This window comes from Candidatus Rhodoluna planktonica (assembly GCF_001854225.1).
Classification (GTDB): Bacteria; Actinomycetota; Actinomycetes; order Actinomycetales; family Microbacteriaceae; genus Rhodoluna; species Rhodoluna planktonica.
Genome location: NZ_CP015208.1, coordinates 554,150 through 577,366 on the forward strand (window position 1 = coordinate 554,150; position 23,217 = coordinate 577,366).

Here is a 23,217-nt window from a genome sequence, read left to right on the forward strand (position 1 = left end):
AATTAAGCCCTTTGCGGCTAGAGCGTGTGGCCTAGTTTCGGGGCAGCTTGGAGTGCACCAGAAATGGTGAAGAAAAACGAAACTGAATCATCGGCACCTAAAAAAACTTCGACCGGTCGAATTCGAAAGACCGTCGCTAAAGTTGTCGATACTGTCTTAGAGCAGGCTCCTGCCGAAGTCATCGAAAAACCGAAACGAGCAAGCAAATCTGCTGGTTCAGATTCTTCCGCGGCAGCCAAAGAACCTGCTGCAAAGGCTTCCGCCGCGAAGGCCCCGGCCCGCAAGCCGGCCGTCAAAAAAGTTGCTGCGGCCACTGAAGTTGAAAAGCCCAGCGCCGAGGTTGATAACTCTGAAACGACAGCAGCTAAGTCGGCGGAAAAATCTTCAAACCGGTCAAAACGAAGCAAATCTGCCGACTCAGAGCAAAAATCCGGTCAGCGCCAAGCCAAGGCCAAAGAGCAAGAGGCTGTTTCTGCTTCCCCAATTACCCCTCCGGCACCAGTGTCCGCCACATCGCTGATGTTTATGGCACCAGATCTGCCAACTCCAGTCATTGATGCCAAGCGCGGCAAGCCACTTGCCGACGAAGCTTCAGAATCACACCTTCGTCGTCGATCACGTCGTCGCGCTGGTGAAGAGGTTGATGTCAAAGAGGTCGCACCAAACACCGTGGTTAAAGTGCGCGCCCCTCGCGAGCCAAAAGAGCCGTCAAATGAGCCGCAACGCGTCAAAGGATCGACTCGACTCGAGGCAAAAAAACAGCGTCGTCGTGATGGCCGAGACGCAGGGCGCCGTCGCTCAGTTATCACAGAATCTGAATTTTTAGCTCGCCGTGAGGCAGTCGACCGGTCAATGATTGTTCGTTCGAAAGACGGCAAAATCCAGATCGGTGTGCTTGAAGACGGCATCCTGGTTGAGCACTATGTAGCTAAGGCTGCCGAAGCCTCGCTGATAGGCAATGTTTACCTAGGTAAAGTTCAAAACGTTTTGCCATCGATGGAAGCTGCCTTCGTTGATATTGGTCGCGGCAGAAACGCCGTGCTCTACTCGGGCGAGGTCGATTGGGAACTAGCCGAGACTGGCAACCAGCCGCGTCGAATTGAATTGGCGTTGAAGTCGGGGGACCAGGTTTTGGTTCAGGTAACCAAAGATCCGGTTGGCCAAAAGGGTGCCCGTTTGACCAGTCAGGTTTCGCTACCGGGACGCTACCTGGTTTACGTGCCAAACGGTTCGATGAACGGAATCTCGCGCAAACTTCCTGATTCAGAACGTGCCCGACTAAAGAAGATTCTGAAAGAAATTTTGCCTGAAGATGCGGGTGTAATTGTTCGCACCGCGGCAGAGGGTGCAACGGAAGAGCAGTTGACGCTTGACGTACAGCGACTTCAGGAGCAATGGACTGAAATTAGCCAGAAAGTCGAGAAAGGCCAAGCTCCGGTGCTGCTGCACAGCGAGCCTGATTTGCTGGTCAAGATTGTGCGAGATGTTTTCAATGAAGACTTCCAGCGGATGGTAATTTCGGGTGAAGATGCGCGGGCCACGATCGAAGAATATTTGAAGTCGGTTGCTCCAGACTTGCTCGAGCGTGTCGAGGCATACTCTGGCGATAAAGACATCTTCGACACCTATCGCGTTGGCGAGCAAATTTCTAAAGCGCTAGATCGCAAGGTTTACCTTCCAAGCGGCGGCTCTTTGGTTATCGACCGAACTGAAGCAATGACAGTTGTCGACGTTAACACCGGCAAGTTTGTGGGCTCAGGCGGGAATCTTGAAGAAACCGTCACGAAAAACAACTTGGAAGCTGCCGAAGAAATCGTTCGTCAATTACGACTTCGCGACATAGGCGGAATCATTGTCGTCGACTTTATCGACATGGTTCTCGAATCGAACCGAGACCTGGTGCTTCGTCGCCTAATCGAATGCCTCAGCCGAGACCGAACCAAACACCAGGTAGCTGAAGTTACCTCACTGGGGCTGGTTCAGATGACTCGTAAAAAACTTGGCCTGGGTCTTCTAGAAGCCTTCTCTGAGCCCTGTGAGGCTTGTGCGTCCCGCGGTGTCATTGTGCACCACGAACCAATCATGAGATCTAAGAGTCACGTTCACGAGGATGCGAAACCGCAAAAGTCGAAGAAGAACCGTGACCGAAACTCCAAGCCCGAACCGGCCAAGGTTGTCACTCCCGAACGTGCCGTTGAGATTAATTCGGTAATCACCAAGATTGCTGCCTCAACCGTTGCCGCACATGAGGCGGCAGGCGAACCTTCGCCAATTCAGCTGCCTAGCCTAAAAGATGCAAATGGCAATGCGGTTGCTGAACAGCAATTGCCTGAAAAAACTGAGAAACTTCTCGAAGCAGTTCTCGACGCCTTGCCTGAGCCAAAGGGCCCAGGAGAAGGAAAACGGAAACCGCGCCGAGCAACAGCATCAGCGAGTGCTCCGGTTGTAGATATTTCTGCTGAATAGGTTTGACCGTTTGCCGGTTGGCAATGTAGACTAAATCCCTGTTGCCTGCTGTCCATTCGCAAGAGCAACATCTAAGACTTTCGAACAAAGGGTAAATCCGTGGTTTACGCAGTAGTCCGTGCAGGCGGTCGTCAAGAGAAGGTGTCAGTTGGCACCATCGTGACTCTAGACCGTATTAAAGGTGACGCCAATGGCAAGATCGAGCTTCCTGCTCTGTTGCTTGTAGATGGCGACAAAGTCACCACCGACGCCAAGGCGCTAGCCAAGGTTAAGGTCACCGCCGAGGTTCTAAACGACCTTCGTGGCCCAAAGATCGTTATTCAGAAGTACAAGAACAAGACCGGTTACAAGAAGCGCATGGGTTTCCGTGCCGATCTAACCCGTGTCAAGGTAACCGAGATCAAGTAAGTAGAGGCTGAACACAAATGGCAAGTAAAAAGGGTGTGAGCTCGACCCGAAACGGTCGTGATTCAAACGCACAGCGTCTTGGTGTAAAGCGTTACGCAGGTCAAGAAGTCAACGCAGGCGAAATTCTTGTTCGTCAGCGCGGCACTCACTTCCACCCGGGCGCAAACGTTGGTCGCGGAAAAGACGACACTTTGTTCGCTCTAGCCGCAGGCTCGGTTGCTTTCGGAACCAAGGGTGGCCGTCGAGTAGTCAACATCGAGACTGCTTAGTCACAAAAATCTTTCGAAAGGCGAGCCATTGGCTCGCCTTTCGGTTTTTCTGCCAAGGAGGCAATCATGGTTACTTTCGTAGATCAGGTAACTCTGCATTTGCGCGCCGGAGATGGTGGCGACGGCTGCGTCTCGGTCCACCGTGAAAAATTCAAGCCTCTTGGTGGCCCAGATGGTGCTGATGGTGGCCACGGCGGCAGCATTTCTTTGGTGGCCGACCCAAGCGTGACCACTTTGCTCGAGTATCACTTTCATCCGCATCGCAGCGGTGGCGACGGTGGCGACGGAGCTGGCGATTTCAGAAATGGTGCCAAGGGTGAAGATGTAAAGCTACCGGTGCCGGTGGGCACCGTGGTTAGAGACGCGCACGGAAAGCTAATCGCCGATCTTGATGAACCAGGAATGGAACTGGTTGTAGCCGAAGGTGGAGTTGGTGGCTTGGGCAACGCCGCGTTGGCAAGTCGCAAACGCAAAGCACCTGGATTCGCTCTGCTCGGTGTGCCGGGCTGGCGAGGCGACATCATCCTCGAACTTAAAACCGTGGCCGATGTTGCTCTTGTTGGCTACCCAAGTGCCGGAAAGTCTTCGCTAATCGCTGCGATGAGCGCGGCTAGACCAAAGATTGCCGACTACCCTTTCACCACCCTGCACCCAAACCTTGGTGTGGTTCAAGCAGGCAACACGCGCTACACAATTGCCGATGTTCCCGGCTTGATCGAGGGCGCCAGCGAGGGCAAGGGACTAGGTCTTCAATTTTTGCGACACGTAGAACGATGCAGCGCGCTGCTGCACGTCCTAGACTGCGGAACCCTAGAGCCGAACCGCGACCCAATTTCTGATCTCGACAAGATATTGAAAGAACTTGCTGCCTACAAGGTACCAGAGGGCGAAAAGCCACTCACCGAGCGTCCGCAATTGATCGCGCTAAACAAAGCAGATTTGCCTGAGGCTCGCGAGTTGGCAGAATTTGTCCAGCCAGATTTAGAGGCTCGCGGTTACAAGGTGTTTATCATTTCGGCAATCGCCAAAGATGGATTGAAAGAGCTAAATTTTGCCTTGGCGCAATTGGTCAGCGAAGCTCGCGAGCAAAAGGCGGCAGAGCCGGTCAAGCCGCGAATTCAACTTATGCAACAGCGTCGCGACGAATCCAAGTTTGAAATTCGTAAAGAATCAAACGCTGACGGTGAATTCTTCAGAATTATTGGCGCCAAGCCAGAGCGATGGGTTGCTCAAACCCAATTCTCAAACGAGGAAGCTGTTGGATACCTTGGTGATCGCCTGGCCAAGCTAGGTGTCGAAGAAGAACTGTTCAAAGCCGGGGCAGTAGCAGGTTCGACAGTTGTCATCGGGCTTGGAAACGCTGTGGTGTTTGACTGGGAGCCAACGATTAGCTCAACGGCCGAGTTGCTTACCGGCCCAAGAGGCTCAGATGCCCGACTTGACACTAACGATCGACGAACTACCAAAGAGCGTCGTGAAGAGTATCGTGAACGCATGGATGCGAAGACTCGAGCCCGTGAAGAACTTCGCCAAGAGGGAATCGCCGGCATTTGGGTCGACGAAGACGACGAATAGGAACACAGTTGACTCTGACTGATCGCAAACAGCTTGCTTTGGCCAAAAGAATTGTGGTCAAAGTGGGTTCATCCTCGATAACCGGTGAAAATGAGCAAAAACTGCCGGTTCTGGTGGATGCTCTTGCCCAGGCGCACCAGCGCGGCGCCGAAATAATTTTGGTCACTTCTGGTGCAATTGCTACCGCGTTGCCACTATTTGGTCTCAATTCGCGGCCAGTGGAACTGGCTGGTTCCCAGGCTATGGCTGCAATTGGGCAAAGCCGCCTGATGGTTCGCTATCAGCAGGCACTAGATAAGTATTCGATCATCGCCGGACAGGTTTTGCTAACCGCGGGAGATTTTGAACAGGCGGAAACCCGGGCAAATGCGAAAGCAGCCCTGGATACTTTGGTGTCGCTAAAGGTATTGCCGATTGTGAACGAAAACGACACTGTGGCAACCTCAGAAATTCGTTTCGGCGACAATGATCGTTTGGCTGCTCTGGTGGCAATTTTGGTTGAGGCAGACGCTCTGATTCTGCTCAGTGACATTGATGCCCTCTACACAATGCCACCCGAGTTACCGGGAGCTCAAAAGGTTGACTATGTCGCCTACGGCCAAGATCTATCTTCGATTCAGGTTGGTGGCAGCTCAAGCTCGGTCGGAACTGGCGGGGCAGTCACAAAAATAGGCGCGGCCTCCACTGCAGCCGACTGCTCAGTCTCAGTGTTGTTGACCAGTGCAGACAATGTTGCTGCGGCGCTCAATGGTGAAGCCGTGGGCACGTGGTTTCAGGGCAAAAATTAGTCAGGGTTAGGCTAGTCACATGATTTCAGCTATCGACAAAATGAAATTAGCCAAGTCGGCGTATTCTTCGCTGGCTCAGGCGACAACTTTGCAGAAAAATGCCGCACTCAGCAAGATTGCCGATTTGTTAATCGAGCGATCTGAAGAAATCATCCGCGCTAATGAAATTGACTTGGCACGCGAGGCAGCAAATGGAATGTCTGAGAGCTTGCAAGATCGACTGCGTCTGAACAGTCAAAGAATCATGGCGATTTCTGAGGCAGCTCGAAATGTTGTCGGACTGCAAGACCCAATTGGTGAAGTAATCCGCGGCATGACTTTGCCAAATGGTTTGAAGTTGGCTCAGGTACGAGTTCCGCTTGGTGTGGTTGGGGTAATTTACGAAGCCCGCCCGAATGTCACCATCGACATTGCCACGTTGGCAATCAAGAGCGGCAACGCTGTAGTTCTTCGCGGCGGCAGTGCAGCAGAAAGCACCAACCGTGTCTTGGTAAAACTCCTGCAAGATGCACTTGCCCAGGTCGGCCTAAGCAGCGATGTTGTGCAGTCGGTCGATGAATTCGGTCGCGATGGCGGTCTTGAAATGATGCGCGCTGTCGGTCTTATCGATGTACTGATTCCACGCGGCGGTGCTGGCCTGATTCAACAAGTCGTCACCGAAGCCAAAGTTCCGGTAATCCAAACCGGCGATGGAGTGGTACACATTTTCGTCGATGAGTCCGCTCGTCTCGATTGGGCCGTTGAAATTGTTCACAACGCAAAAGTTTCGCGTCCCTCGGTTTGCAACGCTGTCGAGACTGTTTTGGTGCACAAGGCAGCTGTCGATCGTCTTTTGCCCGCGATTTTAGATCGGCTCGCCGAATCGGGCGTTCGTGTTCACGGGGATGAGACCACCGCGGCCAACTTCTTCGCTACCATCCCGGCAACTGAACAAGATTTTGCTACCGAGTGGCATGACCTAGATATTTCGGTCCGAGTTGTCGACTCACTGGATGAGGCGCTCGAGCACATTTCAAAATATTCAACCAAGCACACCGAATCGATCATCACCGAGAATGTCGCCAATGCCGAGAGGTTCTTGGCTGAAGTTGATGCCTCGACCGTGATGGTTAATGCCTCAACCAGATTTACCGATGGAGGCGAATTCGGCTTTGGTGCTGAGGTTGGTATCTCGACCCAAAAACTTCACGCCCGAGGCCCAATGGGGTTGCCCGAACTAACCACCACTAAGTGGTTGGTGCGTGGCTCCGGCCAGGTCCGCGTTTAGACTATTCTTGAAGTGACTTAGGAGAAAAATGCACCAGCTACTAGCAAATGCCGCAGAAACCGGCCACGAGGTTTACCTCGAGCTTCCATTCCCAGCAATTCTCTTTGGCGTCATTGCAATGTCAGTGTTTCTTTTGCTTGGTGCAATTACCTGGTCTTACCGCGATGTTGCTAACCGTCACGACCACAAGACATCTAACAACGCGCACCACTAATTTTCATGGGCATGCGTCGCCTCGGGGTGATGGGTGGAACTTTCGACCCAATTCACAATGGCCATCTGGTGGCTGCGAGTGAGGCGGCGGCCGCTCTAGGCCTTGACGAAGTAATCTTTGTCCCAACTAACGACTCATACCAAAAAACGGATTTTGCCCCAGCTGAGCATCGCTATTTGATGACCGTCATTGCAACAGCTGGCAATCCTAGATTTAGCGTCTCCAGGGTCGAAATCGACCGCCAAGGGCCAAGTTTCACGGCTGATACTTTGCGCGAACTCGGCGAAACCTATCCCGATGCCAAACTCTTTTTCATCACCGGCGCAGATGCAGTTTCAAATTTGTCCACTTGGCATCAGTACCCAGATATTTTAGAGCTAGCTAATTTTGTTGCCGTAACCCGGCCCGGGCATGACTTCAAACTTCCCGCTGAGGTGGCTGACCGGGTGCCAATCCTGGAGATTCCAGCCATGGCAATTTCATCGACCGATATTCGCTCGAGAGTTAGAGAAAATCGACCAATTTGGTACCTTGTGCCTGACGGTATTGTTCAATACATAGCCAAAACAAATCTTTATCGGGAGGTCTGGTGAGCGATTTGTCATTTAGCTCGCGTCGTGCCAGACGTGAAGCGGAAAAAAATTGGGCTTCTGCGGCGCCGCAATCTTTTGCCGATTCCGAAGTTTCGCAGCCGGTCTCATCAGATTCGATGGTTGAGCAGTCGTCCCAGCTAGCAAGCCCCATTGAGGTGGTTGGTTTGAACACAGCACTCAATGAGATTGTGCAGCAACGAGATTTTGATGCCGAATTGATTGCAGCGCTATTTGAAGAAGAACAAAATGCTGGTATCTCTGATTTTGGTGTTGCCGCTATTTCTCAAACGGTTCCTGAAAACGTCGCGCAAACGCAGGGTTCTCCCGAAAGTTTCGCTAGTTTCGATAACGTACTAGCGGAAGCCGAAGAGCCAATTACCCAGCAAAACAACTTATTCGAGATTTCGCCTAACCTCATTGTCGAGCCAACGACAGCCTCAATAGTGGTTGATCGAGTCGATGACTTAGTCAATCTGACGATTCCGATTGGCGAAAATTCCGAATTTCTAAAAACCGGCTCGATTGAACTGCCCAAGATGAGCACCAATACCGGCGAAATTGCGTTGGTTCGCGATGCCAATTTGGTTGATGAAGCAATCGCTCAGGATGCGGCCGCCGGTTTTGTATCCTCGGTTGCCCCACTGCGGGCCAGCGGCGTGGTTAACTCAAGCGGCAAGCTAGGTATCTTGCCCTCAAAATTGGCCCGTGGCCAAAATCAAATTTTTGCTGTCTTGACTGCGTCGGTGCTAATCGTCGCGGTTGGTTCGGTAATCATTGGCGCATACATGCTGGGCCTGCTCTAACCTAAGGAAACTGTGACCGCTCATCCAAATGCTATAAAAATTGCAACCATCGCCGCTAATGCTGCGGCCGATAAAATCGCCGAAAATCTTGTCGCGCTAGATGTTTCAGGCTTTATGCCGCTAACCGACATTTTCTTATTGGCTTCAGGGCGCAATGAACGTCAGGTTTCTGCGATTGCAGATGGCATCGAAGAGAAACTGCTACAGGCCGGTCAAAAGTTGCTTCGTGCTGAAGGAAAGGCTGGAGGCAGGTGGGTTCTGCTAGATTTTGGCGATGTGGTTGTTCACGTAATGCACGAAGAAGACCGCATGTACTACTCGCTAGAGCGCCTTTGGAAAGATTGCCCGGTTATTGCCCTAGACATGGTTTCCAGCGGCTCAGTTTGATGTAAACTGTTCCAGTTACCTAACGAGGGCCTGTGGCGCAGCTGGTAGCGCACCTGCATGGCATGCAGGGGGTCAGGGGTTCAAGTCCCCTCAGGTCCACGAAAAAAACCCGCTTCGGCGGGTTTTTTGCTTAAGCTCGGTGCTGCCCTTGGCTAGGCCGAACATCTGTGTCTATTCTTCGATTCGAACTCTTTTCAGGCGCGAAGAGTGCCCACTTTCAATGGTTATGTTCGCTGATCGAGTTTCGAAGTGTTTTGCCAAAGTTTTTACCAGCGCCTCATTTGCAGCGCCGTCGACCGCTCGTTCACGCAAGAAAACTATCAAGCTGCCGTCTTCATCGGTTTCTACCAGAGGCCCCTTTTTTGAACCCGGCTTAACTTTGACCGAAACCCGCATGTTTCAAACATAGACTGAACTCATGACAGCTACCTATCGCGGATACACCTTTGAGCAAGTTGCTCGCACAATTGACCACTCGATTCTCAAGCCAGATCACCGCTATAGCGACGTGGAAAATGGTGCCGAGGTGGCGCTCAAGTTCAATACCGCATCGCTTTGCATCCGCCCGATGGACGTTGCCAAAGCGGCTAAATTACTGGCCGGAAGCGATGTAGCTGTATGCACCGTAATTGGATTCCCGCACGGCAGCGTAACCACAGCTACCAAAGTTTTTGAGACGCAGGACGCGATTCAAAATGGAGCAACCGAGGTGGACATGGTTTTGAATATTTCCGCATTGCTATCCGGAGATTTTGCGTTTGTGGAAGAAGACATTCGTGCTGTCGCCGAAGCTGCCCACTCGAAAGGTGTTTCGGTCAAGGTAATTTTTGAAACTGCATTTTTGAACGATGACTTAGTAATCAAAGCCTGCCAGTTGACCGAAGCTGCCGGTGCCGATTACGTCAAGACATCCACCGGTTTTGCCAGCGAAGGTGCCACCCTGCACAACATCCAATTGATGAAAGCTACCGTGGGCGACCGACTCAAGGTGAAGTCTTCCGGGGGAGTTCGAACCCTCGATCAGCTAATTGATTTCATGGATGCAGGCGTTTCTAGGTCCGGCTCTTCCGCGACCGAGGCAATCCTTGCTGAGTTTTTAGAAAAAGCGGAATAATTTAGTCAAGTGGGGGTTTACTTAACTGCACAAAGAAATGTCGTTAGGAGAACTCATGGGTATCAGGCCAAATGGACTGCACCACGTTACCGCTATCGCTGGCAATCCACAGCGAAATGTAGATTTCTATACCAAGGTGTTGGGTTTACGGCTGATCAAACAAACCGTCAATTTTGACGCCCCAAATGTTTGGCATCTCTATTACGGCGACGAAGCCGGGCGTCCGGCAAGCATAATGACTTTCTTCCCCTGGCCAGACGTAGCCCCCGGGCGCGAGGGCTACGGGCTAACGACGGCGACAGCTTTCAGTGTTCCTGCCGAGTCGCTGGGCTGGTGGCAAAATCACCTCGCTCGAATCGGTGTTCCGGCACAGCTGCAAAGGCAGTTCGATGGCAGCGATGCAATTGAGCTCAGAGACCCCGATGGGATGAAACTGCTATTGGTTGGAACTGAGGGTGACTTACGCAGTGGCTGGGATGGTGTTGCCTCGATCCCGATGGAGCACGCCGTTCGTGGTCTTCACTCGGTGACCATGAGCGAGGCAAATTTTGACCCGACCAGCGCCATGCTGACTGAACTATTGGGCATGGAATTGGACCAGGAGGGGGCGGGTGCTGCTCGCTTTGCCATGGATGAGGGTGCCAGCGGCGCCCTAGTCGAACTTTCCGCCGAGCGAAGCCAGCGTGGCTTGCAAGCTGGAGGAACCGTTCACCACGTAGCGTTTCGTGCTCCGGATTTAGACACCATGACACTTTGGCAGCACGAACTTCAGTCCAGGGGTGTTCGAGTGACCGAAATTTTGGACCGTCAATACTTCAAGAGCATCTACTTCCGCGAACCGGGCGGGGTGTTGTTTGAAATTGCTACCGACACACCAGGATTTGATATCGACGAACCTTTGTTAGAACTTGGGCGTTCGCTCAAATTGCCGCCTTGGTTAGAGCCAAGCAGAGAGCAGATTCAGGCAGTATTACCCAAGATTGAAATTACCGAGAGTGAGTACCAGGTTGAATCAGCAAATTGATCCTCGAGGTCTAAGCCGCCCACACGTGTGGCGACCATCCGAAAATCCAAAGCAGGCACCCACACTGCTACTGCTGCACGGCACTGGAGCAGACGAGTACGATTTGCTAAATCTTGGCACTGCGTTGATGCCCTCAGCTAATCTGCTGTCGGTTCGTGGCCTAGTTTCAGAACACGGGATGAACCGCTTCTTCGTTCGTTTCGCGGATGGCAGTTTCGACGAACAATCGATCATCGATAACGTCGAGGACCTCAGCGCTTGGTTATCGGCAGCGGCCGACGAATACCAATTCGACCGGTCAAAGGTTTATGCGGTTGGTTTCTCGAACGGAGCTAATACCGCGGGCGCCTTTTTGCTACTGCACCCAGAACAGCTGGCTGGAGTTATTGCATTTGGGACCACAAAGAGTTTTGCCAAGTCACCAGCTCAACCTTCACTGGCCGGAAAAAAAGTTTGGATTGCCAACGGGGCGGTAGACGGATATTCGCCGATCGAAAAAACCCGCCAGATGATTGACGAACTTGAGTCTTTTGGGGCCGAAGTCCAGTATCTAGAGCACTCCGGCGGTCACACCATAGTTCTCGATCATGTTCAGGAAATTAACAGACAACTTGCATACACTTCGAGCAACTAGGCTCTGCTAGTAACTCAAGAAAGGAAAACCGTGGCTATTTCACACAACCCAGTTTTCAACCGCGCTATGCAAACCGGTGTTGAAGAGGCTCGCTCAACCGATCAGTCGGTTGTTGACGCAGAATTCTCTCGCATCACATCCTCGGCCAAAATGACCGTTGAAGGCACTGCCGGCAAGGTATTTGGGCTATTCCTAGTTGTTTTGGCCACAGCCGGTATCACCTGGTTCATGGGTCTTACCGCGCTGCTTTTCCCAGCAATGCTGGTTGGTTTGGGTCTCGGCCTCTGGGCATCGTTTTCGAAGAAGGTTCGTCCTGCAGTCATCGTGGCTTACGCCGCGGTCCAGGGTGTCTTTTTAGGTGCAATTAGTTCAATTTTGGAAGCTGCTTATCCGGGTATCGTGCAGAGCGCTGTTGTGGCTACCTTCGCTACCGCCGGTGCAATGTTTGCGGCCTATCGCTTTGGCTGGATCAAAGTCAACGCTCGCTTCACTCGCGTGATGACCTTCGCTCTAATTGGCTATGGCATCTTTGCTCTGGTTAATCTGGGCTTTGCAATGTTCTCCGGTAACGGCGGAATTTATACCAGCCAATTTGGTTGGTTAGTAGCACTAGTTGGTGTGGGCCTAGCCGCATTCACCCTCAATCTTGATTTTGAGGCCATCATCGTTGGTTCTCGCGAGGGTCTCCCGGTTGAAAATGAGTGGCGTGCAGCTTTTGGTCTCACCGCCTCACTGATTTGGCTATACGTCGAAATTATTCGACTGCTAGCCATTTTCAACCAGGACTAAAGCCTCCTACTGCTCTACCTGAGTTGAAAAAAAGACCCCTTGGTTATGAAGCCAAGGGGTCTTTCTTTTGCTGCCATTGCCGCCAAAGCTCTCGTAAATCCCAGGCATTTTCTGCCATCAGCGAGACCCCATTTACTCCGGTTCGCCTAGTTTTACCGGCAATAACCAGTAGTCGATTATTGAACAGGATGTGGCTAGCGCGTTTTTGGGCCTCATCGAAGAAAGTTGCATCACTGCAGCCGTAACCGTCATCCAGGGTGATGAAAACTACTCTTTTGCCCGAACGCATTGGTGGGGTTTGTGTTGCTACACGAACCCCGGCTACCAAAACATCGGTTTTATTTCTAAGTTTGGCCAACTCGCTTGAGTGCACAACCCCCAAATCGTCGAGCATTGGGCGAAACTGCTCGATTAGGTGTTCGCTAAAGTCAAGTTTGGCTAGCTCGAGTTCGTGCTGAACCTTGGTTGCCGAATCAAAATCGGCATTGCCGGTTGGCAATTGTTCGAGCACCGTGAAATCAAGAGCACTATTGCCCTCGAAGGTAGGTCTGTTTTTTATTGCGTTGAGCTGTCGCACTCTGGCCAACACGTCGCCTCGGGTAACATCGCCAGATTGTTTGGCTAATTCATCAAAGGCACCCAGCAAGGCAAGCCGCTCAAAGGTGCGTCTCGAAGGCTTAGCTCGAAGATAGAAATCGGCAAGGCTATCAAAGGGTTGATTGCTGATTATTCGCTTTATTTCGGCTTCGCTGACACCTTGAATTTCGGTAAGTGCTAACCGGATGCCGATATCGGGCTCATTAGGGTCGGTAGTTTTTCGCGGAGCTGAAACAACACGATATTCGGTGCTGCTTTGATTGATATCGATTGGCAGGATTTTTACGCCTAATCGCCGGGCTTCGGCCAGCAGCAAACGTTTAGGGTACATTCCCGGATCATGGGTAAACAGGCCGGCTAGAAATTCGGTGGGGTAGTGGGTTTTCAACCAAGCGCTCTGATATGTGGGTAAGGCAAATGCGGCTCCGTGTGCTTTACAGAAGCCGAAACTGCTAAATCCTTCGAGTATTTGCCATACCTCGTTGATTACCTCGGTGCTATAGCCGTGCAGCGCACCTTTTTCTCGAAAAAATTGCTCAATTTGAGGTTTTAGCCTCGGGTTTTCTAGCGATCTACGTAGCTCATCAGCCCTGGCTAGCGAGCAGCCGGTCATGGTCTTAAAAATTTTCAAGACGTGTTCGTGAAAAATTACAACTCCGTAGGTTTCTCGAAGAATTGGTTCTAAATCTGGATGAATGTAGTGCGGTTTGGCGAAACCGTGGCGACCATCAAGATAGGGGGCAATCATGTTGCCCTTCATGGGGCCGGGACGGAACAGAGAAATTTGTATCGTTAGGTCATTGAATTCGGTTGGTTGATGTTTGCCGGTTAATTCGCGTTGCCCCGGGCTTTCGATTTGAAATATTCCTAAGGTGTTGGTGGTTCGAATCTGTCGAAAAGTTTCTTCGTCATCTTTGCGAATGCTGTCTAAATCGATGCGCACCTTGCGGGTGCGTTCAATCTCGCTGATTGCATATGCCATCGCGCTTTGCATTCGCACCCCGAGAACATCAAGTTTGAGCATGCCCATCGGGTCCATGTCGTCTTTATCAAACTGACTCATCGGCAAGCCCATGCCGCTCGGCTCAACCGGGGTCAGCGACAGCAACTGTTGGTTTCCTAAGATAACTCCGCACGGATGCATCGATATGTGTCTCGGAATTCGATCTAGGCGTTCGGTTAGATCGACTAAAAGGTTTAGTTTTCGATCTTGTTCTACCTGCTTTGCCATTTCAGCAAGTTCGGGCTTCTTCTCGAGAGCACTTCTGAACGAACGCGCGCTGAAGCGCCACATGTTTTTGGCAATCTCGTCAATCTCTTCCTCATCGAGGCCAAGCGCCAAGCCGCTGTCACGCATCGCCCCGCGACCGCGGTATTTATTTTGCATAGAGAGCAGGGTTACTCGTTCTGAACCGTAGCGTTTGAAAATAGCCCGGTAAATGTCGTGTCTTCTGGCCGATTCAACATCGATGTCGATATCGGGTAGCGATGATCTTTCGGTGCTTAGAAACCGTTCAAATAGCAGATCGTGCTCAACCGGATCTACTGAGCTGATTCCTAGCAGATAGTTGACCAGGGACCCCGCACCCGAGCCTCGTGCAGCCAGCCTGATGTTCATGTCACGAATCATCTGAGCAACATCGGCAACAGTCAAAAAATAAGTTGCAAAGCCCAATTGATTGATGGTGATGAGTTCTTGATTTAGGCGGTGAGTCACCTGCAGTAGTTGGTTTTGTTTGGCAGTTGGATAGCGCAGATTGATTGCCGAGTGTGTCTTTTGCCAGAGCACCTCGAAAGGGTTATCGGTGATTCCGAGCAATTCTTTTTCTGGGGTTTTTGGTTTTCCCCAGTCGCAGTCTTTTGCCGGGTCTAACCCGCATAAATTGGCTAATTGCTCGGTATCAGACAAGAGCCGTTTAGTTCGGTCGGTATCTTCGCAAATCTCGGCAGCCAGATTTTGCATGTCTGTAGTCGGCTTCAACCAAGCTTGCGCATTTGCTTGCCCCTCAAATTCGCCTAATGGCGCCAGCATTCTGGCGGCATCGAGGATGTCTGCGGTGAGAGCTTCATCGGGGGTTAGGTATCTAACCGCGTTGGTTAGCACCGCCGGTAATTGAAAGGCATCGGCTAATTGCAGCATTCGAGCAGCCTGCTCAGTTGAATATTTACTTTTCGGCTCGGTGAGGTGACTGGTAATTTCTATTGCCAGGCTGGCTCGGGCCTGAAATAGGCTGGCCCATTTGGTCAGCAGTAGCTTTGCCGTTTTAGCCTGATCGTTCAGTACCGCGGTGCCGACATCTGTTTCGTTGCCCAGCAATATAGTTAGGCCGCCATCTTCGCCGATTATTTCAGCCAGCCGACTGCGTGAAATAGCAATTGCTTTAGTGCGTTGGTTTTGGTGTGCTTCAGAGATTAGCTGACAAAGTTTTCGCCAACCCACACCGCGGTTCTGGCCGTGAGCCAAGATTACGCAGCGACCAAGGCTCAAGCCTTCTTCATCGGTGATAGCAAGATTGACACCTACTATTGGCACGATGCCGAAGTGCAGGCAGGCTGCAATGTGTTTTATTGCCCCGTAAAGGCCATCGCGATCGGTGATTGCCAAGGCGCGAAATTGAGTAGCGGCAGCCTCGGCGATTAGTTCGGGTCTGGTTACGCCGTAGTGGCCGGAGAATGCTGAGCTGACGTTTAGGTGCACAAAGCTCATGGTTATTTAGCCTTGATTGACCAAAAATTGCCTTCGTTGTCTCGACTTAGTTCAAACTCTTGGCACGGTTGTTCGGTATCTGCTGGCTTTGCCTTAATTGCCCAAACTTCAGCTTCAAGAGCTGCTTGGCCGGTACCCGGTTGGACTGTGGTGCTGGTTAGCCACCAGTTTTTTCGAGTAAACCAGCGACGAGGTTTGGCAATTACTAGGTAGCGATTTTCTTTCCAGACAAACCGCACCGGTTCGCCCGTTTGATTAACCGAAACCACAACTCGATTTTCAAGTTGCCGCATTTTGACCCCTCAGCCACGAACAACATTCGAACATTTGTTCGAATGTTAAAAGTGTATGCCTCGACTAAGACAATGCAAGTCAATTTTTTAGAAACGGCTAAATAGCCCTGGTCAGTTCTGGGTAATCATTGCTAACTTTGCCAACATCGGCAGCAACTTTATGAAACAGCGCCTCGGCTGCAACCAGATCAGAGCCTCTAGAAACCTCAGCAAGCAATTGCGCGTTGCCAGAATGCAGCGGGTCTAGCCAGCTCTCAAAAGTTTCTGGGGTCAGCAACACCGGGTTTCGGTCGTGAATGTGAGCCAATTCTGGAGCACTGTCTTTGGTCAAGGTCGTGGCCGAGAGCAACCATCGACTCGGGTCATCCGCTGCTTTCGAATCATCTCGCCACCACTCGTAAAGCCCAGCCAAGGCGAACATTCCATCATTGCCGGCGTGGATGTAAAAAGGCTGTTTGCTGCCATCTGCGCCAACCTGCCACTCGTAATAACCCGAAGCAGGTATCACGCAGCGTTGCCGAACCACTGAATCTTTAAAAGAGGGCTTTTCCAGAATTGTTTCAATTCGCCCATTAATTAGAGGGGCATGCTCGGTCGGGCTTTTTGCCCAGCGGGGGACTAGCCCCCAGCGGGCAACGTGCAGCTCACGAGAGAGCTCACCTACCGGAATACCGGCCTCATCTTTTTCAAATGCTCGATCAACCAGGATGCTGATTGGTTGAGTCGGTGCCACATTGAAACGCGGACCCGGATGCTCACCGACAATCTCATCCGCTTCAAAAATGGTAAGCAATTCGCCAACTGTTTTGGCAACCACAAAACGGCCGCACACTAGCGGACACCCTCTGATTGGCGTTGAGTCGCGAAAATCAAGCAATCGAGCACTTTATTCACGAAACAATCCTCGCATGCGGCGTTTTGGAAAAAACTAGATAAGTTTTCTAGTAAATTTAGAGGTGAACTAGAAAAAAGTTCGGAAAGTGAGCCTCAAAATGCACAACATCGCGGTGCTAACCGAGTTGAGTGCCCTCGACCTATCTCGTTGGCAATTCGGTTTGACAACCATCTACCACTTCTTATTCGTGCCACTAACTATCGGCATGGTTTTCTTGGTCGCAATTATGCAGACCGTTTGGTACAAAACTGGAAATGAAAAATTCCTAAAGATGACCAAACTGTTCGGCAAAATTTTCTTGATCAACTTTGCCATGGGTGTAGTTACCGGTATCGTGCAGGAATTCCAATTTGGAATGAACTGGTCAGACTATTCGCGATTTGTCGGTGACGTTTTCGGCGCACCTTTGGCTATGGAAGGTCTACTTGCCTTCTTCTTCGAAGCCACTTTCATTGGACTTTGGATTTTCGGTTGGGATCGGTTGCCAAAGGGCATCCACCTAGCTACTATTTGGATGACGGCACTGGGTGTTAGCCTTTCGGCTTACTTCATCTTGGCGGCCAACGCATTCATGCAAAACCCGGTTGGTTTTGAAATTAACGAGGCTAAGAACCGCGCCGAGCTAACCGACATTGGTGCAGTGCTAACCAACGTTGTTGCGCTAAACCAATTCCCACACACGATAACTGCATCGTTGATGTTTGCCGGTGCTGTAATCGTCTCGGTAGCCGCCTACCACCTAAAGCGCAACCAATTTGTTGACAGCATGTACACTTCATTGCGTTTCGGCTTGTGGACTGTGCTCGTTGGTGGAGCAGGAACTGTTCTTTCCGGTGACGGTTTAGGTCTTGCCATGGTGGCAACACAGCCGATGAAAATGGCTGCGGCTGAGGCTCTCTACGAGACCAGCTCGCCAGCCGCATTCTCACTATTCACGCTTGGTACTCCCGACGGTAAGACAGAGCTGTTCTCGGTTAAGATTCCTTACCTTTTGTCTTTCCTCTCAACTCACACCTTGGATGGTGAAGTTGAAGGACTAAACGACCTTCAGGCTCAATATGAGACTCTCTACGGTCCCGGCGACTACATGCCGGTTATCTGGATCACCTACTGGGCGTTCCGCTGGATGATCGGACTAGGCGTGCTTTCTGCGCTTATTGCGGTAGTCGGTTTGGTTATCACTCGAAAAGGGCGCATCCAGCTACCTAAATGGACTTGGAACACCGCAATTTGGGCAGCCCCAATTCCTGTATTGGCTATCTCAATCGGTTGGTTGTTTACCGAAATGGGACGTCAACCCTGGATCGTATTCAAACTCATGAAAACCGCTGATGCGGTCTCGCCCGGAATCAACGGTGTTGACGTCTTGATTTCGTTGATTGTATTCACCCTCATCTATGGCGTACTTGCTGTGGTCGAGCTTAAGTTGCTGCTCGCAGCCGCACAAGCTGGTCCGGTTGAAGAAAAGCAGTCGAAAGACGAAGACCAACTAGCGGTCGCTTACTAGGAACGGAGAAAAATTATGCAACTACAAGAAATCTGGTTCCTAATAGTCGGGTTCCTCTTCATCGGATATTTCGTCCTCGATGGCTTTGATTTCGGCGTTGGAATGTCGCTGCCGTTTATTGCCAAGGATGACACTGACCGTCGAGTTCTAATCAATACAATCGGGCCCGTTTGGGACCTGAATGAGACTTGGGTTATTGTCGCCGGAGCGGCTCTATTTGCCGCTTTCCCTGAATGGTATGCGTCGCTCTTCAGCGGTTTCTACCTTGCCCTGCTGCTGATTCTGGCTGCTCTAATTGCTCGCGGTGTTGCCTTTGAGTACCGCGGCAAGGGTCACACAATTGGTGCTAACGAAGTTCGCTGGAAGGCAACTTTCGACTGGATGATTGTGATTGGTTCAGCTTTGCCAGCTCTGCTCTGGGGTGTGGCATTCGCCAACATTGTGCAAGGTGTTCCGCTAAACGAGGATCACGTCTACACCGGAACCCTGTTCACCCTGCTAAACCCATACGGTTTGCTTGGCGGACTGGTTACCTTGACCCTTTTCTGGACCCACGGCTTGATGTTCATCGGTCTAAAAACCGAAGGTGAAATTCAGGTTCGAGCAAGAGAACTGGCCCACAAAGTCGGCCTGGTGGCAACTGCTTTGGCGGCGACCTTCCTGTTGTGGACGCTTTTCGCGATCACGGCAACCCGAGAGCTATTCGTACTCGGTTTGGTTTTGACTGCGGTGGCTGCGTTGAGCCTGATTGGTGGCCTGGTTGCTAACCGCTTGGAGCGCAGCGGAATCGCCTTCAGTTTGCTGGCACTAACCATCGTTACCGGTGTTGGCGCGCTATTTGCCGCACTGTTCCCCTACGTGTTGCCATCGACCATCGACGATGCTTTTAGCCTCACCGTCGAAAACGCACGCTCGAGCGATTACACCCTAGGTGTCATGACCTGGGTAGCCGTAATTATGATTCCGTTGGTCTTGCTTTACCAGGGCTGGACTTACTGGGTCTTCCGCAAGCGTGTAAGCCGCAAATCGATCCCGGTTGGGGCACACTAGAAGTATCTTGAAACCTCTCGATCTTCGATTATTTAGAGAAGTCAAAGCGGCCCGCTGGTTCATCGCCGGCGCGGTCGCCTTGGCTTTTTTTAGCCTGCTTGCAACTGTCGGATTAGCCTGGCAAATTTCAGTTGTCGTCACCGAGCTATTTGCCTCTGGAAAGCTTTTACCACTGACCTACCTGGCAGTTTTTGCAATGCTTCGGGTGGCACTAATTTGGTTGAACGATTACCTCGCAATCAGTGCGGCAAGTCGAATCAAGCAGGACCTTAGAAATCGGTTCCTAAACCAAATTGACTCAACTAACAGTGGCTGGCTAGCGGGGCAGAGCGCAACTGAACTTGCGCTTCTTTTCGGGCGAGGCCTCGATACACTCGACAGTTACTTCGCCAAGTTCGTCCCGCACCTGTTTCATGCGGCAATCGCAACGCCGGTGCTGGTGGTTATTGCCTACTGGGTCGATTTCACCAGCGGAATAATTTTTACTTTCACTTTGCCACTCATCCCTATTTTTATGGTCTTTATTGGTTGGGCAACTCGAGTCGAGCAGAAAAACCAATTGGAGTCTTTGACTGTTCTGTCGCAGCGGTTCGCTCAGGTCCTAAAAGGCATGGCCACGTTGAGAATTTTTGGCCGCGAGAAAAATCAGGAAGAACAGCTAGCAAAATCGAATAACGCCTATCGAGAGAAAACGATGCGAGTTCTAAGGATCTCGTTTCTATCGGGTTTCGCACTCGAATTGGCTGCTTCGTTATCGGTTGCTCTGGTTGCTGTAGCAATTGGTTTTCGTTTGGTTTGGGGCGAGATCGATTTACTACCGGGTCTTTTCATCCTGCTGCTTGCCCCTGAGGTCTATTTGCCTCTTCGAAATGTCGGTGCAAGTTTCCACGCATCCAGCGAAGGTGCCGTAAACATTGAACGTATTTTTACCCTTTTTGAAAAACCCGCTCTCGAACAAGCTGCAATTAAGCCAGATGTTAGGCAATTCGAATCAGGTGTATCTCTCATCAGCGGCCCGTCAGGCTCTGGAAAAACCACTTTACTTCGCGCCTACTTTGAGGAAAATATGAAAACCTCATCGCTAATGGCGCAGGATCTTCAGGCCTGGCCGCTATCGGTTCAAGAGAACATAACTGGGCCAGGCAACAGGGCCAATGGTCGGTTGGTTCAAATTGCTGTGGCTGCGGCAGTGCTAGACGATGTATCGCTCGACTATCCGGTTGCCGAAAATGGTACGAACCTCTCAGGTGGGCAACTGCAGCGGCTCAATCTCGCTAGAACTATTTATCGATTTTTGCTGATCGAAGCCGAATCTTTGCTGCTCGATGAGCCAACTTCGGCACAGGATGATGAGCGCTGCCGCAAAATTATCCAGAATTTAGCGAAACTGACCGATAAAGGTCAATTGATTGTTATCAGTCACCAAGATGCATGGCGAGACGTCGCCGAGCAAGTGATTGAGGTGCAGCATGCTTGATTGGTTAATGATTGTTCGTCGCCAGAAAGGCTATGCGCTTGCGGTCTTCATTGCTGTTTTACAAGGAATCAGTGCAGTTGCTCTGTTAGCCAGTTCGGCTTGGTTGATTTCAAGGGCAGCTCAGCAGCCTCCGGTGCTTTATCTGTCAATTGCGGTCGTTGGAGTTAGAGCTTTTGCAATTGGTCGTGCATTTTTTAGATACCTTGAGCGGTTAGTTTCCCACGACAGCGTATTTCGGGGACTGGGTCGATTGCGCACTCAACTGGTCGAAAAACTAACCCCGTTTATTCCGGCTGCTATCCGCAGCAACAGTGAGCGCCTAACCAACTTGGTGATTGACACTGAAAAACTTCAAGATGGGCCATTGCGCGTGGTTACGCCAATCTTGGTCAGCGCGGTTACCAGTATTCTCTCGATTTTGCTGATTGCATGGCGTTCGCTTGAGCTAGCAATCATCTTTGCCATCCTGTTGCTGCTTGGCCATGTGCTCGTTTTCATGATGGCAAGGTTTACTAGACGAAGTGACACAGCATTCGATGAGGCAAGCCAAGAGGTGCAGATAAAGCTTTTTCAGCATCTAAGTTTTTATCGATTGAATCGCGATTTTGACACTCAAGCCAACTCGCTTGCCGGGCTAGATGCGGCGTTTACCAGACAGGGAAATTTAGCTGGCAAGATCGCGCTTTTGTCCGGTGCCGCAGCTGCTTTGGTGCAGTTGTGGCTTCTGGCTGCAATTGTTTCCATCAGCGTTTTTATTTCAAATCTGCTAGCGCAGGATTCAATATCCGCTGTTGAGGTCGCCGTGTTTATTCTGCTGCCACTGGCCTTCGCCGACCTATTGGCTGCGATGGTGCCAGGCCTGGCACTTGGTCGATCGGTTACCAAAGCTGCCAGCAGGGTCAAAGAGATTCTTAACGCAGAAGTGCCAAACCAACTTCAAATTCGCAGCGGAAGCGATCAGCTCTCTAAGTTTGAGTACCTAAGGCTTGCGGCGGTGGCCGTTAGCTACCCCAATGCGCCAACCGTAATTGATGATTTTTCGCTGCAACTCAACGCCGGTGAAAGCCTGTTTATCACCGGTGCCAGCGGTAGCGGAAAATCTTCTATCGCCTTTGTTTTGACCGGCCTTTTGCAACCAGATGCGGGTAAGTATCTGATTAACGGCATCGAATTTTCCGCACTTTCGAGGCAATCGCAGGTTGGAGCGGTTGGTCTCATTGAGCAAGCTCCGCACATTTTTCCTGAATCGTTGCGGGTCAATCTGAAGTTAGCTAAACCGGATGCCAGCGATGATGAAATGCTGGCTGCTCTTTCAGCGGTTGGGCTCAATTTTGACGAGCGCGGTGGCCTCGATTTGGCTCTCGGTGAAGGCGCAGCTTTTGTTTCCGGCGGGGAAGCGCACCGAATCGCTTTGGCAAGAGCCATCCTCGCTAACACAAGCGTTTTGATCCTCGATGAGCCAAGCGCCAACCTCGACTACCAACGTGCTCGCGATGTAATCGATCTTTACCTAGCAACCTGGGCTGGTCAGAACCGGGCACTGATTGTAATCAGTCATGACCTTACCCTGGCCGATAAATTTCAGCGAGTAATTAGGTTAGAGACTCGGAACTGACGCGAACAAACGCAGTCGGCGTTGAAATTGCTCTAGGCGTTGCAGGTTAGCGTCGGCAACCGTGTTCTCAATCCAAGCTGAGACAGGTCGAATACCCTGCAGTGAGCTCAGTGCCCAAATTTCTAATCCGCTAAGGTCGTTCGGGGTCACTTTTTCAAACCTCGTGGTGATTCCGAGTGAATCGGCAATTTGAAAGACTTCGTTTCGGGTTACGCTCGGCAACCACTCGGTTTCGTCGTCAACAGCGCAAAGAGTTTGGTCTCGCCACCAAACCAGAGAACTCAGTGCTCCTTCGCGGATAAAACCTTCAGCGTCTAACAGCACTGCCTCGTCGGCGTGATGCAGTTGCGCTCGGCGGCGCAACTGCATGCAAAGACTGAGATCTGGGCCCTTAATTCTGGGGTATCGACGCGGATCGGCTTCTGGAAGGGTCCACAAAACAATTTCACCGAGTTGCGCCGGAGCTGGTCTAAGCCGCAGAAAAAATTGATCCTGGCTAAGTTCGCTGTGCAGTTCAATTCTGGGAAACCAGCGACCGGTTTCTGGAAGTGCTTCAATCACGGAATTGAAAAATCTTGGCAGGATCTCGCCGGATTGTGGAGATGCTTGCAGTGCCCACTCAGCAAACCGGTCAAAATGCATACCAAGTGAGCGGATGCGCCCTTCTTCAACCAGCCAGGAATCAGCAGCGGCCAACTCTGGATCTCCAGTGGTACTTTTCACCGACACTAGGTTGTCGTCAACA

General features: G+C 51.3%; 23 protein-coding genes and 1 tRNA gene. 19 read left to right on the plus strand and 5 right to left on the minus strand.

The window, feature by feature from the left end:
- The first annotated feature begins 63 nt into the window (after positions 1 to 63).
- The 11 genes from A4Z71_RS02775 (at position 64) to A4Z71_RS02825 (ending at position 8,869) form a co-directional block, all read left to right on the plus strand.
- Positions 64 to 2,466 (plus strand): Rne/Rng family ribonuclease, encoded by a 2,403-nt coding sequence (locus A4Z71_RS02775; protein WP_084028394.1) that lies wholly within the window; start codon positions 64 to 66, stop codon positions 2,464 to 2,466.
- A gap of 99 nt (positions 2,467 to 2,565) precedes the next feature.
- The gene (gene rplU / locus A4Z71_RS02780) at positions 2,566 to 2,874 is read left to right on the plus strand and encodes a 50S ribosomal protein L21 (RefSeq protein WP_070954433.1); all 309 of its coding nucleotides are present in this window, start codon (positions 2,566 to 2,568) and stop codon (positions 2,872 to 2,874) included.
- A 17-nt stretch (positions 2,875 to 2,891) separates the two neighbouring features.
- Positions 2,892 to 3,143 (plus strand): 50S ribosomal protein L27, encoded by a 252-nt coding sequence (gene rpmA / locus A4Z71_RS02785; protein ID WP_070954434.1) that lies wholly within the window; start codon positions 2,892 to 2,894, stop codon positions 3,141 to 3,143.
- 66 nt (positions 3,144 to 3,209) lie between these two features.
- The gene (gene obgE, locus A4Z71_RS02790; protein ID WP_070954435.1) at positions 3,210 to 4,718 is read left to right on the plus strand and encodes a GTPase ObgE; all 1,509 of its coding nucleotides are present in this window, start codon (positions 3,210 to 3,212) and stop codon (positions 4,716 to 4,718) included.
- 8 nt (positions 4,719 to 4,726) lie between these two features.
- Positions 4,727 to 5,506: a glutamate 5-kinase gene (gene proB, locus A4Z71_RS02795; RefSeq protein ID WP_070954436.1), complete on the plus strand. Its 780-nt coding sequence runs from the start codon at positions 4,727 to 4,729 to the stop codon at positions 5,504 to 5,506.
- A gap of 19 nt (positions 5,507 to 5,525) precedes the next feature.
- Positions 5,526 to 6,773: a glutamate-5-semialdehyde dehydrogenase gene (locus tag A4Z71_RS02800; RefSeq protein WP_070954437.1), complete on the plus strand. Its 1,248-nt coding sequence runs from the start codon at positions 5,526 to 5,528 to the stop codon at positions 6,771 to 6,773.
- A 28-nt stretch (positions 6,774 to 6,801) separates the two neighbouring features.
- A complete protein-coding gene (locus A4Z71_RS02805) occupies positions 6,802 to 6,987 on the plus strand; it encodes a hypothetical protein (protein ID WP_070954438.1) in 186 nt (61 codons plus the stop codon).
- Between the two features lie 11 nt (positions 6,988 to 6,998).
- Complete coding sequence (gene nadD / locus A4Z71_RS02810; protein WP_084028487.1) at positions 6,999 to 7,580, plus strand: nicotinate-nucleotide adenylyltransferase; 582 nt, start codon at positions 6,999 to 7,001, stop codon at positions 7,578 to 7,580.
- Positions 7,577 to 8,383 carry a hypothetical protein gene (locus A4Z71_RS02815; protein WP_070954440.1) on the plus strand — a complete coding sequence of 269 codons (807 nt, stop codon included), beginning with the start codon at positions 7,577 to 7,579 and terminating at the stop codon, positions 8,381 to 8,383. Before nadD ends, A4Z71_RS02815 begins: the two co-directional genes overlap by 4 nt.
- 12 nt (positions 8,384 to 8,395) lie before the next feature.
- The gene (gene rsfS / locus A4Z71_RS02820; RefSeq protein ID WP_070954441.1) at positions 8,396 to 8,770 is read left to right on the plus strand and encodes a ribosome silencing factor; all 375 of its coding nucleotides are present in this window, start codon (positions 8,396 to 8,398) and stop codon (positions 8,768 to 8,770) included.
- Between the two features lie 26 nt (positions 8,771 to 8,796).
- Positions 8,797 to 8,869, plus strand: a tRNA-Ala gene (locus A4Z71_RS02825).
- A 72-nt stretch (positions 8,870 to 8,941) separates the two neighbouring features.
- Here the strand turns inward: A4Z71_RS02825 and A4Z71_RS02830 are convergent.
- Positions 8,942 to 9,166, minus strand: a complete 225-nt coding sequence (locus A4Z71_RS02830; RefSeq protein ID WP_070954442.1) for a DUF167 domain-containing protein — start codon at positions 9,164 to 9,166, stop codon at positions 8,942 to 8,944.
- A 22-nt stretch (positions 9,167 to 9,188) separates the two neighbouring features.
- Here A4Z71_RS02830 and deoC point away from each other — a divergent pair, with 22 nt between their 5' ends.
- From deoC to A4Z71_RS02850, 4 genes are read left to right on the plus strand one after another with little or no spacing between them, the layout of a single operon-like run.
- The gene (gene deoC / locus A4Z71_RS02835) at positions 9,189 to 9,884 is read left to right on the plus strand and encodes a deoxyribose-phosphate aldolase (RefSeq protein ID WP_070954443.1); all 696 of its coding nucleotides are present in this window, start codon (positions 9,189 to 9,191) and stop codon (positions 9,882 to 9,884) included.
- A 55-nt stretch (positions 9,885 to 9,939) separates the two neighbouring features.
- Complete coding sequence (locus tag A4Z71_RS02840; RefSeq protein WP_070954444.1) at positions 9,940 to 10,908, plus strand: ring-cleaving dioxygenase; 969 nt, start codon at positions 9,940 to 9,942, stop codon at positions 10,906 to 10,908.
- Positions 10,880 to 11,542, plus strand: a complete 663-nt coding sequence (locus A4Z71_RS02845; RefSeq protein ID WP_158512773.1) for an alpha/beta hydrolase — start codon at positions 10,880 to 10,882, stop codon at positions 11,540 to 11,542. The genes A4Z71_RS02840 and A4Z71_RS02845 overlap by 29 nt, the downstream gene beginning before the upstream one ends.
- A 30-nt stretch (positions 11,543 to 11,572) precedes the next feature.
- On the plus strand, positions 11,573 to 12,331 hold the full coding sequence (locus A4Z71_RS02850) for a Bax inhibitor-1/YccA family protein (RefSeq protein ID WP_070954445.1): 759 nt from the start codon (positions 11,573 to 11,575) through the stop codon (positions 12,329 to 12,331).
- Between the two features lie 43 nt (positions 12,332 to 12,374).
- Here the strand turns inward: A4Z71_RS02850 and A4Z71_RS02855 are convergent, their stop codons facing one another.
- The 3 genes from A4Z71_RS02855 to A4Z71_RS02865 all read right to left on the minus strand — a co-directional run bounded on the left by A4Z71_RS02855 (position 12,375) and on the right by A4Z71_RS02865 (position 16,805).
- Positions 12,375 to 15,635, minus strand: coding sequence for a DNA polymerase III subunit alpha (locus A4Z71_RS02855; protein ID WP_070954446.1), 3,261 nt, complete (start codon positions 15,633 to 15,635; stop codon positions 12,375 to 12,377).
- 2 nt (positions 15,636 to 15,637) lie between these two features.
- The gene (locus A4Z71_RS02860) at positions 15,638 to 15,928 is read right to left on the minus strand and encodes a DUF6504 family protein (protein WP_070954447.1); all 291 of its coding nucleotides are present in this window, start codon (positions 15,926 to 15,928) and stop codon (positions 15,638 to 15,640) included.
- 97 nt (positions 15,929 to 16,025) lie between these two features.
- Positions 16,026 to 16,805, minus strand: a complete 780-nt coding sequence (locus A4Z71_RS02865) for an SOS response-associated peptidase (RefSeq protein ID WP_084028396.1) — start codon at positions 16,803 to 16,805, stop codon at positions 16,026 to 16,028.
- Positions 16,806 to 16,920: 115 nt separating this feature from the next.
- Between A4Z71_RS02865 and A4Z71_RS02870 the strand changes: the two genes are divergently transcribed.
- Genes A4Z71_RS02870 through cydC form a run of 4 tightly spaced genes read left to right on the plus strand, consistent with a single transcriptional unit; the run spans position 16,921 to position 22,472 of the window.
- Positions 16,921 to 18,330 (plus strand): cytochrome ubiquinol oxidase subunit I, encoded by a 1,410-nt coding sequence (locus tag A4Z71_RS02870; protein WP_070954448.1) that lies wholly within the window; start codon positions 16,921 to 16,923, stop codon positions 18,328 to 18,330.
- A gap of 15 nt (positions 18,331 to 18,345) precedes the next feature.
- Positions 18,346 to 19,380 (plus strand): cytochrome d ubiquinol oxidase subunit II, encoded by a 1,035-nt coding sequence (cydB, locus tag A4Z71_RS02875; protein WP_070954449.1) that lies wholly within the window; start codon positions 18,346 to 18,348, stop codon positions 19,378 to 19,380.
- A gap of 7 nt (positions 19,381 to 19,387) precedes the next feature.
- Entirely contained in the window at positions 19,388 to 20,857 is a 1,470-nt protein-coding gene (locus A4Z71_RS02880) for an ABC transporter ATP-binding protein/permease (RefSeq protein WP_070954450.1), read from the plus strand.
- On the plus strand, positions 20,850 to 22,472 hold the full coding sequence (cydC, locus tag A4Z71_RS02885) for a thiol reductant ABC exporter subunit CydC (protein WP_070954451.1): 1,623 nt from the start codon (positions 20,850 to 20,852) through the stop codon (positions 22,470 to 22,472). Before A4Z71_RS02880 ends, cydC begins: the two co-directional genes overlap by 8 nt.
- On the opposite strand, the gene A4Z71_RS02890 is transcribed toward cydC, so the two are convergent.
- Positions 22,455 to 23,195 carry an aminotransferase class IV gene (locus A4Z71_RS02890; RefSeq protein WP_158512774.1) on the minus strand — a complete coding sequence of 247 codons (741 nt, stop codon included), beginning with the start codon at positions 23,193 to 23,195 and terminating at the stop codon, positions 22,455 to 22,457. The genes cydC and A4Z71_RS02890 overlap by 18 nt on opposite strands.
- Positions 23,196 to 23,217 lie beyond the last annotated feature (22 nt).